This is a genomic window from Thalassobacillus hwangdonensis, assembly GCF_042675915.1.
GTDB lineage: Bacteria > Bacillota > Bacilli > Bacillales > Halobacillaceae > Thalassobacillus_A > Thalassobacillus_A hwangdonensis.
Map to the genome: position 1 here is coordinate 666,806 of NZ_JBHTKL010000001.1, position 16,153 is coordinate 682,958.

The 16,153-nt window shown below is 43.8% G+C and carries 13 protein-coding genes; 11 read left to right on the forward strand and 2 right to left on the reverse strand.

The genetic code is table 11. The features are described from left to right. Nucleotides 1–83: 83 nt before the first annotated feature. The 8 genes from ACFQ2J_RS03515 (at nucleotide 84) to ACFQ2J_RS03550 (ending at nucleotide 8,755) form a co-directional block, all read left to right on the forward strand. Nucleotides 84–1,829 (forward strand): 2-oxoacid:acceptor oxidoreductase subunit alpha, encoded by a 1,746-nt coding sequence (locus tag ACFQ2J_RS03515; RefSeq protein ID WP_386056622.1) that lies wholly within the window; start codon nucleotides 84–86, stop codon nucleotides 1,827–1,829. Further along, nucleotides 1,830–2,696: a 2-oxoacid:ferredoxin oxidoreductase subunit beta gene (locus tag ACFQ2J_RS03520; protein ID WP_386056623.1), complete on the forward strand. Its 867-nt coding sequence runs from the start codon at nucleotides 1,830–1,832 to the stop codon at nucleotides 2,694–2,696. It abuts the gene before it with no gap. A 201-nt stretch (nucleotides 2,697–2,897) separates the two neighbouring features. After that, nucleotides 2,898–3,929, forward strand: a complete 1,032-nt coding sequence (gene tdh, locus ACFQ2J_RS03525; protein ID WP_386058334.1) for an L-threonine 3-dehydrogenase — start codon at nucleotides 2,898–2,900, stop codon at nucleotides 3,927–3,929. Nucleotides 3,930–3,963: 34 nt separating this feature from the next. Then, nucleotides 3,964–5,139, forward strand: coding sequence for a glycine C-acetyltransferase (locus ACFQ2J_RS03530; RefSeq protein WP_386056624.1), 1,176 nt, complete (start codon nucleotides 3,964–3,966; stop codon nucleotides 5,137–5,139). Between the two features lie 202 nt (nucleotides 5,140–5,341). After that, nucleotides 5,342–6,919 carry a tRNA (N6-isopentenyl adenosine(37)-C2)-methylthiotransferase MiaB gene (miaB, locus tag ACFQ2J_RS03535; protein WP_386056625.1) on the forward strand — a complete coding sequence of 526 codons (1,578 nt, stop codon included), beginning with the start codon at nucleotides 5,342–5,344 and terminating at the stop codon, nucleotides 6,917–6,919. Next, the gene (locus tag ACFQ2J_RS03540; RefSeq protein ID WP_386056627.1) at nucleotides 6,919–7,344 is read left to right on the forward strand and encodes a RicAFT regulatory complex protein RicA family protein; all 426 of its coding nucleotides are present in this window, start codon (nucleotides 6,919–6,921) and stop codon (nucleotides 7,342–7,344) included. The genes miaB and ACFQ2J_RS03540 overlap by 1 nt, the downstream gene beginning before the upstream one ends. A 182-nt stretch (nucleotides 7,345–7,526) precedes the next feature. Beyond that, a complete protein-coding gene (locus ACFQ2J_RS03545; RefSeq protein WP_386056629.1) occupies nucleotides 7,527–8,087 on the forward strand; it encodes an outer spore coat protein CotE in 561 nt (186 codons plus the stop codon). Between the two features lie 185 nt (nucleotides 8,088–8,272). Continuing rightward, the gene (locus ACFQ2J_RS03550; RefSeq protein WP_386056631.1) at nucleotides 8,273–8,755 is read left to right on the forward strand and encodes a hypothetical protein; all 483 of its coding nucleotides are present in this window, start codon (nucleotides 8,273–8,275) and stop codon (nucleotides 8,753–8,755) included. A 47-nt stretch (nucleotides 8,756–8,802) separates the two neighbouring features. Here the strand turns inward: ACFQ2J_RS03550 and ACFQ2J_RS03555 are convergent, their stop codons facing one another. Beyond that, complete coding sequence (locus ACFQ2J_RS03555) at nucleotides 8,803–9,723, reverse strand: GNAT family N-acetyltransferase (protein WP_386056633.1); 921 nt, start codon at nucleotides 9,721–9,723, stop codon at nucleotides 8,803–8,805. Nucleotides 9,724–9,890: 167 nt separating this feature from the next. Here ACFQ2J_RS03555 and mutS point away from each other — a divergent pair, with 167 nt between their 5' ends. Together mutS and mutL are read left to right on the forward strand one after the other, a co-directional pair. Beyond that, nucleotides 9,891–12,452 (forward strand): DNA mismatch repair protein MutS, encoded by a 2,562-nt coding sequence (mutS, locus tag ACFQ2J_RS03560; RefSeq protein ID WP_386056635.1) that lies wholly within the window; start codon nucleotides 9,891–9,893, stop codon nucleotides 12,450–12,452. Between the two features lie 14 nt (nucleotides 12,453–12,466). Continuing rightward, on the forward strand, nucleotides 12,467–14,335 hold the full coding sequence (gene mutL, locus ACFQ2J_RS03565) for a DNA mismatch repair endonuclease MutL (protein ID WP_386056637.1): 1,869 nt from the start codon (nucleotides 12,467–12,469) through the stop codon (nucleotides 14,333–14,335). A gap of 288 nt (nucleotides 14,336–14,623) precedes the next feature. Here mutL and ACFQ2J_RS03570 read toward each other — a convergent pair whose 3' ends face one another. Continuing rightward, nucleotides 14,624–14,989, reverse strand: a complete 366-nt coding sequence (locus ACFQ2J_RS03570) for a helix-turn-helix domain-containing protein (protein WP_386056639.1) — start codon at nucleotides 14,987–14,989, stop codon at nucleotides 14,624–14,626. Nucleotides 14,990–15,195: 206 nt separating this feature from the next. Here ACFQ2J_RS03570 and miaA point away from each other — a divergent pair, with 206 nt between their 5' ends. Continuing rightward, nucleotides 15,196–16,131 (forward strand): tRNA (adenosine(37)-N6)-dimethylallyltransferase MiaA, encoded by a 936-nt coding sequence (miaA, locus tag ACFQ2J_RS03575; RefSeq protein WP_386056641.1) that lies wholly within the window; start codon nucleotides 15,196–15,198, stop codon nucleotides 16,129–16,131. The last annotated feature ends 22 nt before the right edge of the window (nucleotides 16,132–16,153 follow it).

Consider the following 16,153-nt stretch of genomic DNA (forward strand, 5'->3'; position numbering starts at 1 on the left):
ACCGGGTGTTCAGACTGAAAGCACAGGTGTGGTCCCATCGTTTCTTCGAAAATGGAACCGACACAATGATGGAGGGGTGTAACATGGTTGAACAGCTTTCTTGGAAAGTTGGTGGACAACAAGGGGAAGGTATTGAGAGTACTGGTGAAATTTTCGCCATTACACTGAACCGATTAGGCTATTATTTGTATGGATATCGCCATTTCTCTTCCCGTATCAAAGGTGGTCACACGAATAATAAAATTCGTGTAGCAACACAGAAAGTAAGGTCGATTTCTGATGATTTGGATATTCTGGTCGCATTTGATCAGGAGACAATCGATGTCAATGTCCATGAGTTACATAAGGATGGAATCGTACTTGCCGATGCGAAATTCAAACCGACAGTTCCGGAAGACAAAGATGTAACGCTATATGCTGTACCTTTTACAGAAATTGCGACAGAGCTCGGGACATCATTGATGAAGAACATGGTCGCAGTCGGTGCTTCTGCTGCTATCATGAACCTGGAACCAGAGTCTTTCCGTGAAGTCGTCGATGAAATCTTCTCAAGAAAAGGCCAGCAGGTCGTCGATAAGAATATGGAAGCAATTGAAAAAGGTGCTGCTGCTGTCAAAGAACAGGCAGATGGTAAGCTTGAAAAAATGGAACTTAACAAAGCCGATGGCAAGAAGCGGATGTTCATGATCGGTAACGATGCCATTGCGATGGGCTTCCTGGCTGGTGGATGCCGCTTCATGGCAGCATATCCAATTACGCCGGCTTCTGAGATTATGGAATATATGATTAAACGACTGCCTGAATTCGGGGGTACGGTCATTCAGACGGAAGATGAAATTGCGGCAGCAACAATGTCCATCGGGGCGAATTATGCCGGTGTAAGAACGATAACAGCATCTGCCGGACCTGGACTTTCCCTGATGATGGAATCGATCGGGCTTGCGGGGATTACTGAAACACCACTGGTCATCGTCGATACGCAGCGGGGAGGACCAAGTACCGGGCTACCTACAAAGCAGGAACAATCCGATCTGATGGCGATGATCTATGGCACTCACGGAGAGATTCCGAAAGTCGTCATAGCTCCAAGTACGGTTCAAGAGGCATTTTACGATGCGATTGAAGCATTGAACATTGCTGAGGAATATCAGGTACCAGTCATTTTACTGTCCGATCTTCAGTTATCTTTAGGTAAACAGACCGTGGAACCGCTTGAATACGACAAGATTGATGTTCGCCGAGGCAAGCTCGACCTTCATCCTGATTTGCCGGAACTTGAAAAAGGGGAATATTTCAAGCGTTATGAAGTGACAGAAGATGGTGTCTCTCCACGTATCCTTCCTGGAGAGAAAAACGGTATTTTCCATGTTACCGGTGTGGAGCATGATGAAACTGGGAAACCATCCGAAGTAGCATCTAACCGTCAGGCACAAATGGATAAACGTCTTCGAAAGCTGAAGCGTCTTCCGGAAGTGTTTGATACTCCAGTGTACACGAGTGCTCCTCATGAACAAGCAGATGTGTTGTTCGTAGGATTCAACTCTACACGCGGAACGATCGAAGAAGCGATCGGCCGTCTTGAAGACGAAGGAGTGAAGGCGAATCATGCGCAGATCCGTCTTGTTCACCCGTTCCCGACTGAACAATTACGTCCATTGATAGACAGGGCAGCCAAAGTTATCGTCGTTGAGAACAATGCGACAGCACAGCTGGCGAATATCATTAAGATGAATGTTGGTAATCATGAGAAGATTTTCACTCTCAATCAGTATGATGGTACACCATTCCTGCCGGGTCAAATCCATGAACGTAGTAAGGAGTTGTTGTAAATGGCGACATTCAAGGACTTTCGTAATAAAGTGAAACCGAACTGGTGTCCAGGCTGTGGAGACTTTTCTGTCCAGGCATCCATCCAGCGTGCAGCTGCCAATGTCGGACTTGAGCCGGAGGATCTTGCTGTAATATCAGGAATCGGATGTTCCGGGAGAATCTCAGGGTATATCAATGCTTATGGATTTCACGGGATTCACGGACGTGTACTGCCTATCGCCCAAGGGGTGAAGATGGCGAATAAAAACTTGAAAGTCATCGCTTCCGGTGGAGATGGAGATGGGTTTGCCATCGGCATGGGTCATACCATTCATGCAATCCGTCGTAACCTCGATATCACCTACATCGTCATGGATAACCAGATATACGGTCTTACTAAGGGGCAGACTTCCCCTCGAAGTGAGATGGGCTTCAAAACGAAAAGCACACCGGAAGGATCTATTGAATCTGCTGTCAATGTCATGGAAATGGCGTTATCTTCAGGTGCTACTTTCGTTGCGCAAAGCTTCTCCAGTGATTTGAAGGATTTGACTTCATTGATTGAACAGGGGATCAATCATAAAGGTTTCTCATTGATCAATGTGTTCAGTCCATGTGTGACCTATAATAAAGTGAACACTTACGACTGGTTCAAAGAGAATCTGGTCAAATTAAGTGATATTGAAGGGTATGACCCTACTGATCGCGGATTGGCCATGCGCACGTTGATGGATCATAACAGTCTCGTATCCGGTCTGATTTACAAGAATGAAGGACAGAAATCGTATCAGGATCTGATTCATGGCTATTCGGAAGCTCCATTGAAAGACAGTGAGCTGAAGGTGGATAAGAGCAAATTCGATGAGTTGGTTTCTGAGTTCATGTAATTATACAAGACAATTTCCTCTTTCCTTTTCAGCATGACGGAAAGAGGGAGTTGTCTTTTTTAGTGAGATTTTTTCCTTGTGAGCAATTGTCCATTTGGTGTGGACGTATCGACTTTTTAAAAACTGTCTGTCATGATACAATGTTTACATATATGATTTTCATAGATTGATAACAGGTTAGGAGTGTTCGTAGTGAGTGGAATGATGAAAGCAATTGTCAAGCATCATCGTGGGGAAGGTGCAGAACTTAGAGAAGTTCCAGTGCCATCCATCGGTGATCAGGATGTATTGATAAAAGTAAAAGCGACATCCATCTGCGGAACGGATGTTCACATTTACAACTGGGATGATTGGTCTGCAAGCCGTGTCAATCCTCCATATGTGTTCGGGCACGAATTTGCAGGAGAAGTTGTAGAGGTAGGATCGAAAGTCACCAATTATAAAAAAGGGGATTACGTCAGTGCTGAGACACACCTTGTCTGCGGCCACTGCCCGCAATGCCTGACAGGCAAATTCCACATTTGTGAGAACACAGAAATCATCGGTGTCGACACGCAAGGATGTTTTGCTGAATATGTTGCTCTTCCGGAGCAGAACTTATGGAGGAACCCTGCTGACATGCCTACAGATATAGCATCTGTTCAGGAGCCGATGGGGAACGCGGTACATACCGTTCTTAACGGCGATGTAGCGGGTAAATCAGTCGCTATCATCGGATGTGGACCAATCGGTCTTATGGCTGTAGGCGTTGCTAAGGCTGCCGGTGCCTCTCAGGTTCTGGCATTCGATTTGAATCCGTATCGATTGGAACTGGCTGAGAAGATGGGTGCAACGGCATTGATCAATTCTGCGGAAGAAAATCCGGTGGAAAAAGCCAACGCGCTAACAAATGGCCATGGCGTGGATGTCGTGTGTGAAATGAGCGGCCATCCTGTCGCGATGGATCAAGGCTTCAAGATGATCACTAATGGTGGAAGAATGTCGATTTTAAGTCTTCCTACGCAGCCAGTTAAGATTGATGTGACGAATGATATTGTCTTCAAAGGTATTGAAGTGCAAGGAATTACCGGTCGGAAAATGTATGAAACGTGGCAACAAGTGTCTCGTCTGCTACAATCAAAACAGGTGGACCTGTCACCGATGATTACCCACCATCTGCCTCTCGAGGACTTCGAGAAAGGCTTTGAACTGATGAATCAAGGGAAATGTGGGAAAGTAGTACTTCACCCATAAAAAGCAACCAATCATTTTAAGGAGGCGTGTTTTTATGAAAGGTTTTGAATACCTGCAAAAAGAATTGGATGAAATGAGAGAAGAGGGGACATTCCGTGAATTGATCCCACTTGAATCCGCTCAAGGCTCACGTGTAACCATCAAAGGAAAAGAAGTGATCCAGCTTTCTTCTAATAACTACCTTGGACTTACTTCCCATCCGAGGATGGTGGAAGCTGCCGAAAAAGCGACACGTGAATACGGAGCAGGTACCGGATCCGTCCGTACAATTGCTGGTACATTGAAAATGCACGATGACTTTGAAGAAAAGCTTGCTAAATTCAAACACACGGAAGCAGCACTTGTGTTCCAGTCCGGTTTCACTACAAACCAGGGCGTACTATCATCAATCCTAACTGATCAGGACGTCGTCATTTCAGATGAATTGAACCATGCTTCCATCATCGATGGCATCCGCTTGACGAAAGCCGGCCGTAAAATCTACAAGCATGTGGATATGGACTCGCTTGAGCAGGCGTTGAAAGAATCGGATGAGTATCGCACGAAATTGGTCGTTACTGACGGTGTCTTCTCAATGGATGGTAATATTGCGCCGCTTCCTGAAATTGTCGAGCTTGCTGAAAAATATGGCGCACTTGTCATGGTCGATGATGCACATGCTAGTGGAGTTCTTGGAGAAAATGGTCGTGGTACAGTCAATCACTTCGGTTTGGACGGCCGTGTCCATATCCAGGTCGGAACATTGAGTAAAGCAATCGGAGTCCTTGGTGGTTATGTGGCAAGTACACAAACACTTAAAGAGTATTTGATTCACAAAGGACGTCCGTTCCTATTCAGTACATCCCACCCACCAGCAGTAACAGCTGCTTGCGATGCGGCAATCGATGTGCTTCTTGAAGAACCTGAGCTTATTGAAAAGCTTTGGGATAACACGAAGTTCTTCAAAAAAGGACTGGAGGAGCTTGGATTTGATATCGGCATCAGTGAAACGCCTGTAACACCGGTCATGGTCGGTGATGATTCAAAGACACACCAGTTCTCCGATGAACTTTTCAATGAAGGAGTATTTGCACAAGGGATCGTATTCCCGACAGTACAGCGCGGGAAAGGTCGTGTAAGAACGATCGTAACAGCAGAACACTCCAAAGAAGAGCTGCAGGAAGCATTGGATGCTTTCGAACGCGCAGGTAAGAAATTGAACATTATTTAAATAGTGATTGCTTGCGGAGTGTGTTGACGAAGCGCTTTACCTATATGCCTAATAAGATGACCCGAACTATTGTAAATGGATAGTTCGGGTTTTAGCATGAATGAAACTTTTCTATGAACGTTGTGCGACAGGACTTAATTTTCACGTAAAAACTTGATATAATTAGACAGTTAGATATGCTACGTGGAAAGGAGCACTGTTGATGAATGAGCAGCAGCGAAAACAGATGTCCCAAATCCGTACAGAAAAGCCAGCGGACGTAAAATCCGACCAGGATAATCTGAAACGGATCAAAAATAAAACGAGCGATGAATTCATGCAGTATTTTCAGACGAACTATCAGCCTCCTTCATTGAGGGATGCGAAGAAACGTGGAAAAGAAGACGTCAAAGTCCATTACGATTTCAGTATTCCTGAAGATCTCTCCAATCTCGGACAAGGCAAAAAATATATGATCCGTACATACGGATGCCAGATGAATGAGCATGACACGGAAGTCATGGCTGGCATGCTGGAGGACATGGGTTACCAAGCTACCACAGAGACTAGGGAAGCGGATATCATCCTGCTTAACACGTGTGCAATCAGAGAAAATGCAGAAAACAAGGTGTTCGGCGAAATCGGTCACTTGAAGCCTTTGAAGATGGAAAATCCCGACTTGATCCTTGGTGTCTGTGGTTGTATGTCACAGGAAGAATCCGTCGTGAACCGCATACTTAAGAAGCATCCTTTCATGGATTTGATTTTTGGAACACATAACATCCATCGTCTTCCACATCTGATCAAAGACGCGATGTTCAGTAAAGAAATGGTGGTTGAAGTATGGTCCAAAGAGGGCGATATCATCGAAAACCTCCCACGTTCCCGTAAAGGGAAGATCAAGGCATGGGTCAACATCATGTACGGCTGTGATAAATTCTGTACGTACTGTATCGTTCCTTACACGAGAGGTAAAGAACGGAGTCGACGACCTGAAGATATCATCCAGGAAGTAAGACATCTTGCAGCTCAAGGGTATAAAGAGATCACCCTGCTCGGGCAGAATGTGAATGCTTACGGGAAGGACTTTGAAGATATCGATTATGGTCTTGGCGAACTGATGAATGAAATCCATAAAATTGATATTCCTAGAGTACGTTTCACTACATCCCACCCTAGAGATTTCGACGATCGCTTGATTGAAGTGCTTGGACAAGGCGGAAACCTTCTGGATCATATCCACCTTCCTGTCCAGTCAGGCAGCTCGAGTATCCTTAAAATCATGGCTCGTAAATATACAAGGGAAAGCTACCTTGAGCTAGTGAGGAAAATTCGTGAAGCGATGCCGGAAGCGACGCTGACTACTGATATCATCGTCGGTTTCCCGAACGAGACGGAAGAACAGTTCCAGGAAACGTTGACCCTTATGGAAGAAGTTGGATTTGAAAGTGCCTACACTTTCATCTATTCTCCAAGGGAAGGCACACCAGCTGCCAGAATGAAGGATAATGTTCCTATGGAAGTGAAGAAAGAACGCTTGCAACGCCTTAATGCAATCGTCAATCGTCAATCGAAGGAAGCAATGGAGAAATATGAAGGTGCAATTGTTGATGTGCTCGTAGAAGGAGAAAGTAAAAAGAATCCGGAAGTGCTTGCAGGTTATACGAAACGGAACAAGCTAGTTAACTTCCGTGCCCCTAAATCGACAATCGGAGAAATTGTCAAAGTTAAAATAACAAAAGCCAAAACTTGGTCCCTGGACGGAGAATTGGTAGAAGAAGCAGCAGAGGTGAAAAGATAATGGCAGAATACACAAGAAAACAAGTAGTGGAAGAAGCGGAAAAACTTGCGAAAATGATGGCCAACATCGAGGAAATCGATCGTTTTAAACAGCTAGAAGCAAAAATCAACGAGAATAAGAAAGTGCAAGGGAATATCACGAAGATCAAGGCTTTGCAGAAACAGGCTGTCAATTTTCAGGCTTATGGCAAAAGCGAAGCACTTGAAAAGGTCGAAAAAGAAATCGACCGTCTTCAGGCTGAATTGGATGCGATTCCTGTCGTGAGTGAATTCAAAGAATCCCAGGTTGTCATCAATGATATCCTTCAAATGGTCTCCAATACGATTGCACGCGAAGTGACCAATGAAGTAATCCGCTCGACTGGCGGAGACGTATTGAAAGGCGAAACCGGTTCGAAAGTAAACAACAGTTCATGCAGTCACTGAGAAAAGACATGCCGTTAAACGAGTTTTCATCGTTTAACGGTATTTTTTTGTACAAATATCTGGGCTCTTGCATAGAATGAACTAATAAATCCTTACACATATTCCTCACTGAAAAAAGCTAGGCACATTTTGCCCAGTTTGGGCATAGGATATTGTGTATGACAAAGGGAGGTTTTGGTGAGATGTCATTCTTTGATCAAGAGTACCGTGAAATCATCACGAAAGCAGTTTGTGCAAAAGGAAAGAAATTCACGCAATCGACTAACATCATATCACCGTCTCATCGTCCAACGAGCATTTTAGGTTGCTGGGTGATCAACCATATCTACAATGCAAAGAAAAAAGGCGATTATGTTGAAGTACATGGAAGTTATGATGTCAACTGCTGGTATTCATTCAATGATAATACTAAAACAGAAGTCGTAACGGAGAGCGTCGATTACTGTGACAGAGTAAGACTTTCCGTCAAGGATGAAAACTGCGTACATGATGACCTTGAAGTCATTGCCAAAGTGGTGCAGCAGCCGAACTGTCTGGAAGCTAACATCACAAGCAATGGGCAGAAGATCAAGGTGGAAGTGGAAAGAGAGTTCATCGTTGATGTTATCGGGGAAACGAAGCTATGTGTACGGGTCAACCCTGACCGATGTAAATCGCATGATGATTGGGATTTTGGAGATTTATCGGACGATGATTTCTCAGAGATCGATCCAGATTTTCTCGGAAGACATGAGGAAGAATAACAGGAGAATATTGGTGTGGAAGAATGTCTCCTGGAGATTGTCAGGAGGCATTTTTCTTGTTGGAAATTATTAAGTTGATTGATTGTAAGGATGGTTTTCAGATTAGAGGGGATTTAATACAAATAAAGTGATGTTTGGTATAATATTTAGATAAATTCCCCACTAACTTGACAGAGGAGAATCTCATGGTAGTTAAAGTAGCACCTTTCATTTTGTTCATTTGCTTAACGTCTGTATTAGCTGGTTGTTCTCCCGAGGAAAATTCTACAACTGATGACGAAGGGTTGTTCTTATATAAAGGAACCATACTTTCCGATAAGCAAAATGTCGGCGCAATTATCAGAGGGCTTCAGCCGCAGGAAAAGTTAGAAAGTTTTTCAATCTATCCTGAAGAAGAGCAAGTTACTGTTCGGTATAGCCAACTTCCACTGCAAGATGAACATACCATTAGTATTACCAACGCTTCCTTCCTCTTTAATTTGATTAAGGATGTAGAGAAGATTCTATTCAGATTTGATGATAGAAGGTACACGATCTATAAAGAAGATTTGCAAGAATGGTATAACGGTGATGGATATCAAAATGCATCTGACGAAACAGATTTATATGAAATAATTCAAGATAACTTAACTGATCATCAAAAAGTAGAAGGATTTTTTGGAGATTAAATATCTGATAAAGTACATAGAAGCAAAAAGCAGCAACGTATCACCGATCATTCGGTGTCCGTCGCTGCTTTTTCATTCACAACAATACTTTTTACCAAGCTTTTCTTAAAAAAGCATAGCTCATGAACTTGCTTGAACCCTGCCTTTTTATATAATTTGAGTGCTTTTTCATTAGTTGCATTGACGCATAGTGTAACCGAATCAATCTCATCGTGGGTGAACATCCATTGAAGGGCGTTAACGATCAGCTTCCTTCCAATACCTTTCCCTCTATCCTTTCTATTAACAGAAACAAATTCGATGCTGGCTTCATTGAAGGCTGGCTCAACTTCGACATAAATGTATCCTGTCAAAAGGTTTCCATCCGTCGATATGAATAATTTCCGTTGAGAATCAAGTCGTGACAGTATTTCTTCTGCCGAGTAATAAGCATCGGGGAAAGACTGATAGTGTAGTTTGTTGAATTCCTGCTGCTGACCTGATTGCACTTCTCTAATTCCTGTTTCCCTTTGCTGAGGTACACTTTCTTTATCAATCGTTAAAATCACTTGTGCATCCATAGCCTCGAAGTCCATTTCTTCAGCAAGAGAGATGACCGTGTCATTTTGCTTGTTTGGAAATAAAAACAGTTTTTCAATGGTTGGAGGGATGTGATTTTTCAGTTCAACAAAAAGCTCTGTGGCCAACTCACTTAATCCACCCCTGACGAATGGACCCCAGATTTCTGCGGTTTGATGATCCAGGTCTCCATCAAATCCGATAAGACCGATAACTTTTCCGTCTTTAAAAGCTGCTACGAAGCTTTCCCAATAAGGAACTTGGTCAAAGTCTTCAGATAATGATGCTCTGATTTCTTCTGGTTCCGTACCACAATAACCGATATGTTGTTCCTCTAATCGATTCATCTCTGCAATGAAATTAGCAATCACACCGAGCTCATGTGTGTGAACCTTTCTTATTTCAATCATTTCGTTTTCCCCTCCATCATTTCTATCATTCTAGCACAATGCAAGTAGAATGGGTGAATATGGAAAAGGGGTCTTGTAAAAAGGAGGCAGGTGTTCATCCATTCAAGAGCCTGGCTTATCTATGATATAATGATTCCATGTGAAAGATTAGTAACGGAGGCTATCAAATGACGCAATATACCCCTATGATGAAGCAATATCTATCAATCAAGGCACAACATAAGGATGCCTTTTTATTTTTCCGACTTGGAGATTTCTATGAAATGTTCTTCGAAGATGCAACGAAAGCATCTCGGGAACTCGAGATTACATTGACAAGCCGTGATGGTGGGGATTCGAGAATCCCGATGTGTGGTGTACCCTATCATTCCGCTGAAAATTACATAAAATCGCTTGTAGAAAAGGGATATAAAGTAGCGATCTGTGAACAGGTCGAAGATCCGAAAGCATCGAAAGGCGTAGTGAAGCGGGAAGTCGTGCAGCTGATCACGCCTGGAACCGTAATGGAAGGCAGTATGCTCGATGACAAAGAGAACAATTACCTTGCAAGTGTGTCTATGTTCGAAGATGATACATTCACTGTTTCCTATAACGATTTAAGTACCGGAGAAAACAGCATCGCCTTGATTACAGATGGATGGGATGCTGTCGTAGGTGAATTATACAATCGTTCAGTAAAGGAAGTTGTCGTTGCAGATAATTTCCCTGAATCCTATCAAACCCAGTTAATCGAACGGATGAATGTGACGGTGTCCTATGAAAAGAATGACGAGCTCGAACAGACATTCGAGCACCTCGTCAAGGATATCCACCAGCAAAAATTGATTGACGGCTTCGCCAGGTTGTTGAATTACATTCAGCACACCCAAAAACGGTCGCTTGATCATCTGCAGCCTGTCCAGAAGATAGAATTGCAGGACTATATGGCTTTAGATATGTATTCCAAGCGTAATTTAGAATTGATGGAGACGATTCGGAAGAAAGGTAAAATCGGCAGTTTGTTGTGGGTTGTCGATGATACGATTACTTCAATGGGAGCCAGATTGCTGAAGAAATGGATGGAACGCCCACTCCTGCGAAAAGAGGACATTACCATCCGGCATAATCAGGTAGATGGCTTCCTATCTCAATTTTTCGAAAGGGAAGAGCTTCGGGAAGAATTGAAGTCTGTCTATGATCTCGAACGCCTTTCAGGGAGGATTGCATTCGGAAATGTGAATGCAAGGGACCTGATCCAGTTGAAGAAGTCATTGAGTAAGGTGCCGAACATCCTTCAAGTACTGCAGAAGTTCGATAATGACTCGATCCAGCATCTTTATGCGAACATAAATCCGCTGGAAGACCTTCATGATTTGTTAGACGGTAGTGTAAAAGAAGATGCACCGATTTCCATCAAAGAAGGCGGCATCATCAAGGACGGCTTCAACAGCCAGCTCGATGAATACCGGGATGCTACCAGAAATGGCAAGCAGTGGATTGCGCAACTCGAGCAGAAAGAACGTGCGGAAACGAAGATCAAGTCTTTGAAAATCGGTTATAACCGTGTTTTCGGCTATTATATCGAAGTGACAAAAGCGAATCTGCATCTTCTGCCAGAGGGGAAATATGAGCGGAAACAAACGCTTACGAATGCAGAGCGTTATATCACTCCTGAACTGAAAGAGAAAGAAACACTCATTATTGAAGCGCAGGAAAAAAGTGTCGAGCTTGAATATTCATTATTCGTCGAATTGCGGGAAAAAGTGAAGCGATACATTGGTGAATTGCAGCAGTTGGCGGATCAGCTGAGCAAGATTGATGTCCTTCAAGGCTTTGCTTCCGTAGCAGAAAAGAATGGATATGTCCGCCCGGTATTCAATGAATTGCGGGAGATCGAAATCAGTCAAGGCAGGCATCCTGTCGTCGAACAAGTCATGAAGGAAGAAGAATTCGTACCGAACGATGTGTTGATGACACAAGGCACCGACATCCTGCTGATCACAGGACCGAATATGTCAGGTAAAAGTACGTACATGAGGCAGCTCGCACTTACAGCCATCATGGCTCAAATCGGATGCTTTGTCCCATGTGAGGGAGCAAACCTGCCTGTATTCGATCAAATCTTCACTCGAATCGGTGCCGCTGATGACCTCGTTTCAGGACAGAGTACTTTCATGGTGGAAATGATGGAAGCGAAGCATGCGCTGAAAAACGCAACCGAAAACAGTATGATCCTGCTCGATGAAATTGGTAGAGGGACAAGCACGTACGATGGAATGGCGCTTGCACAGGCGATTGTTGAACACATTCACGAACACATCCATGCAAAAACGTTATTTTCCACCCACTATCATGAATTGACGGAACTGGATGAGAGTTTGGAACGTCTGAAGAATGTCCACGTCCGTGCAGAAGAATTTGAAGGGAATGTCGTTTTCCTTCACCAGATTCAAGACGGAGCAGCAGATGAAAGCTACGGAATCCATGTTGCGAAACTGGCTGAACTTCCTCATACACTGATTGAACGTGCGACAAACCTCCTTCACCAGTTTGAAAACGGGAACGGCAAACTGCCCGAGCGTAGCGATGAGGAACAGCTTTCTCTGTTCGTTGAAGAGAAGCAGCCTGTTAAAGAACGCTATGTGAATGCAGATTGGACCGACCAATTGGCTTCTCTGAACTTGATGGAGATGACTCCGATGGATGCAATGAATGAATTGTACAAACTTCAAAAGCAGATCAAGAAATAGAAGGAGGGAGATCCATGGGCAAAATACGTCTGATGCCTGACCACCTGGCGAACAAAATCGCGGCAGGTGAGGTTGTGGAACGTCCATCCTCTGTCATAAAAGAATTAGTCGAAAACAGTATCGATGCCGACAGTTCATGGGTGAAAGTTGAACTGATGGAAGCTGGTCTTCAGCAGATCAAAGTTACGGATGATGGCGATGGAATGGAAGAGGAAGATTGTGAACATGCATTTTTCCGTCATGCCACAAGTAAAATTCAGGATGAAAATGATCTTTTCCATGTAAGAACACTAGGGTTTCGAGGTGAGGCCCTTGCGAGTATCGCAGCAGTAAGCAGATTGTCGATTCAGACTTCAACTGGTTCAGAAGCTGGTACCCGCCTTGAAATGGAAGGTGGCAAGCTGGTCAAGAAAGACAAGAGTGATGCCAGAAAAGGAACAGAAATCATCGTCAACGACCTTTTCTTCAATACTCCTGCAAGGCTGAAGTATATGAAAACGATTCATACAGAGCTTGGGCATATCACGGATGTGCTGAATCGGATGGCGCTTTCTCACCCTGATGTTAAATTCACTTGTATCCATAATGGCAAGGAATTGTTCCAGACGTCAGGAAGAGGGGACCTGAGGCAGGTTATCGCGCAAATTTATGGAATGTCTGTGGCCAGGAAGATGATACCGATCAAGGCGGAGACACTGGATTTCAAGATTTCCGGGTTTATTGCAAAACCGGAGATCACCAGGGCATCGCGAAATTATATGTCAACGATTGTCAATGGTCGGTTCATAAGAAATATTACCGTCAACAAGGCGATTATGAAGGGCTATCATACGTTATTGCCGATCGGCAGGAACCCTGTTGCAGTCCTGACGATCGAAATGGAGCCGATCCTGGTGGATGTAAACGTCCATCCAGCCAAACTTGAAGTCCGCTTCAGTAAGGAAAAAGAATTGTTTGATACAATCGAACAAGCCATAGTCGGCGCGTTCAGAAAAGAAACCCTGATTCCTGAAGCAGCGGAACCAAAATCAGTCAGGAAACCGAAAGTCCAATCCCAGCAGCCTTCCTTCGTATTCCATGAAGAAAAACGGGAAGAAGCACACGAACAGCACCAGCATGCGTTCCAGCAATTGCTGCGTTCGGAAGAGAAGAAGGATTCGCCTGATTACACGGTAGAAAAAACGAGTTTTGACACCGAACAGGATGAAGTGATAAGGGAAATGGCTGCGCCGTCGACTGGAGAAGATCGCCAGGATCCAGATCCGGTGCAACAAGTGGAAGGTGAGAAGGGTGAAGTCGACCGAGTGCCGACAATGTATCCGATCGGACAGCTCCATGGGACGTATATTTTGGCTCAGAATGAAAATGGGCTCTATATCGTCGACCAGCACGCTGCTCAGGAACGGATCAAGTATGAATTCTTTCACAAAAAGCTGGGATTGGTGGAGAATGAGGTACAGGAACTGCTTGTGCCAATGACATTCGACTTCTCCAAACAGGAAGCATTGAAGATTGAAGAGATGAAAGAAGAACTCATGCAGGTAGGCTTGTTTTTTGAAACTTTTGGAGAGCATACGTACATCATCCGTTCTCATCCGCAGTGGTTCCCGAAAGGGTTCGAAAAGGAAATCATACAGGAGATTGTTGAACAGGTCATGTCCGATGAGCGAATTGATGTTCAGAAGTTGAGGGAAGAAGCAGCGATCCTGATGTCGTGCAAACGATCGATAAAGGCGAATCACTATCTGAATCAGGATGACATGTTCCGACTGCTGGAGGACTTGAGGAAATCTACCGATCCATTCACCTGTCCACACGGCAGACCAATCATCATCCATTTCTCGGAGTATGAAATGGAGAAAATGTTCAAGCGAGTCATGTAGATCATAAGAATTGTGTGAAATAATATAGCAAATCCAGACAATCTATTTGTCTGGATTTTTTTGAACTATTTTATGTGAGAAAATCGCTTCGTCAACATACTTCGCTTTCCGCGGGCACGGCCTCAGCCTCCTCAGAAAGCAAAGACCGCTTTCCTCCGGGGTCTTCGGACGCGTGCTGTTCCCGCTGGAGTCTACGTATGTTGACTGCGCTAAATTTTAGTCATGTAAAAAGATTACTTATTTAACTGATATAAATAGATAGTCAGTCATACAGTTTACATAATCTAATTATTGTTTATTTTGTTTGTTCTGGTTGATGAACTGGAAGAAGTTTATGATTTGCTGCATTTCTTCTTTGGAAAAACTCTCCCATGTATCGACATCGAGCAGGTCACCCTCTAATAGGTCAGCCACATGGATAATTTCTTTTATTTTTACGGTCGCATCAAAGGGGTAGTCGCTTAACCCTAATAGATAATCGGTGGAAGATTGGAGGGTGATGGAAAGATCGATGATGTTCTTCATATCAGGGTGGGTATAGCCTCGCTCCCAGTTTGAGATCACCTGGGGGCTTTCTTTGACATGGTCCGCTAATTGCTTTTGTGTCCACTTCTTTTCTTTGCGTAACCGCCGGATCCGCTCACCTGTAATCATCGTCATGCACCTCCTACACTTATCATATCAGCAACTAACGAATTTCGATACTAATAACTAACGGAATTTTTGAAAAAATCAAAATAAAATAACGGATTCCGTTAGTTCGTAATTTTATAACGGAATCCGTTAGTCTGGAAGGTGGGAATCACTTTCGAGTTCTTGTATAATATGCAACGAGAGTATGAAGAATCGAGGCTGAAATTATGAAACCAACAGTCGTTTGTGTTGTAGGACCGACAGCTGTCGGAAAAACAAAATTAGGTGTGGAAATTGCCCGACGTTTCGATGGAGAAGTGATCAGTGGCGATTCTATGCAAGTGTACCGTGGGATGGATATCGGCACAGCTAAGGTGACGGATGAAGAAATGATGGGTGTCCCTCATCACATGATTGACATCAAGCAACCATATGAATCCTTTTCTGTGGCTGAATTCCAGGAGCGTGTTACGCGTCATATCGAGGAGATTCATCAGAGAGGAAAGCTTCCTGTAATTGTGGGTGGAACGGGGCTTTACATACAATCTGTTATTTATGGCTATAATTTTTCAGATGATAAGCGGGATCCGGAAGTCTCCAGGAAGATTGAGCAGGAAATTGATGAAAAAGGTATAGAGTACGTGTATCGACAGTTGCAGGAAATCGACCCTGAACAAGCGGAAAAGATACATCCGAATAATTCAAGACGGGTTGTAAGGGCGCTCGAAGTTTACCGTACAACGGGGAAAACGATGAGTGAACTTAAAGCGGAGCAGGAGTCTGAATCGCCTTACCATCCGATCTTGATCGGGTTGGAAATGGACCGGGAACAACTGTACGAGAGGATCAATCATCGTGTCGATCTTATGATGGTGGAGGGGCTTCGAGAAGAAGTGCAAAAGCTCATTGCGGCTGGTTATGGAGATGCGCAGTCGATGAAAGCGATCGGGTACAAAGAATTCCTTCCTTACTTTAATGGAGAATCTGACCTTGAAGAGACGCTAGATCTATTGAAGCGTAATTCAAGAAGGTATGCTAAACGGCAGCTTACTTATTTCCGAAACAAGATGGACGTGCAATGGTACACGATCGATCCGGCGGAATATCATGAAAAGTTTCAAACAATTTTACGGGATTTAGCAGGAATGATCGAATCGACATAGAAATAAAACAAGTATAGATAGA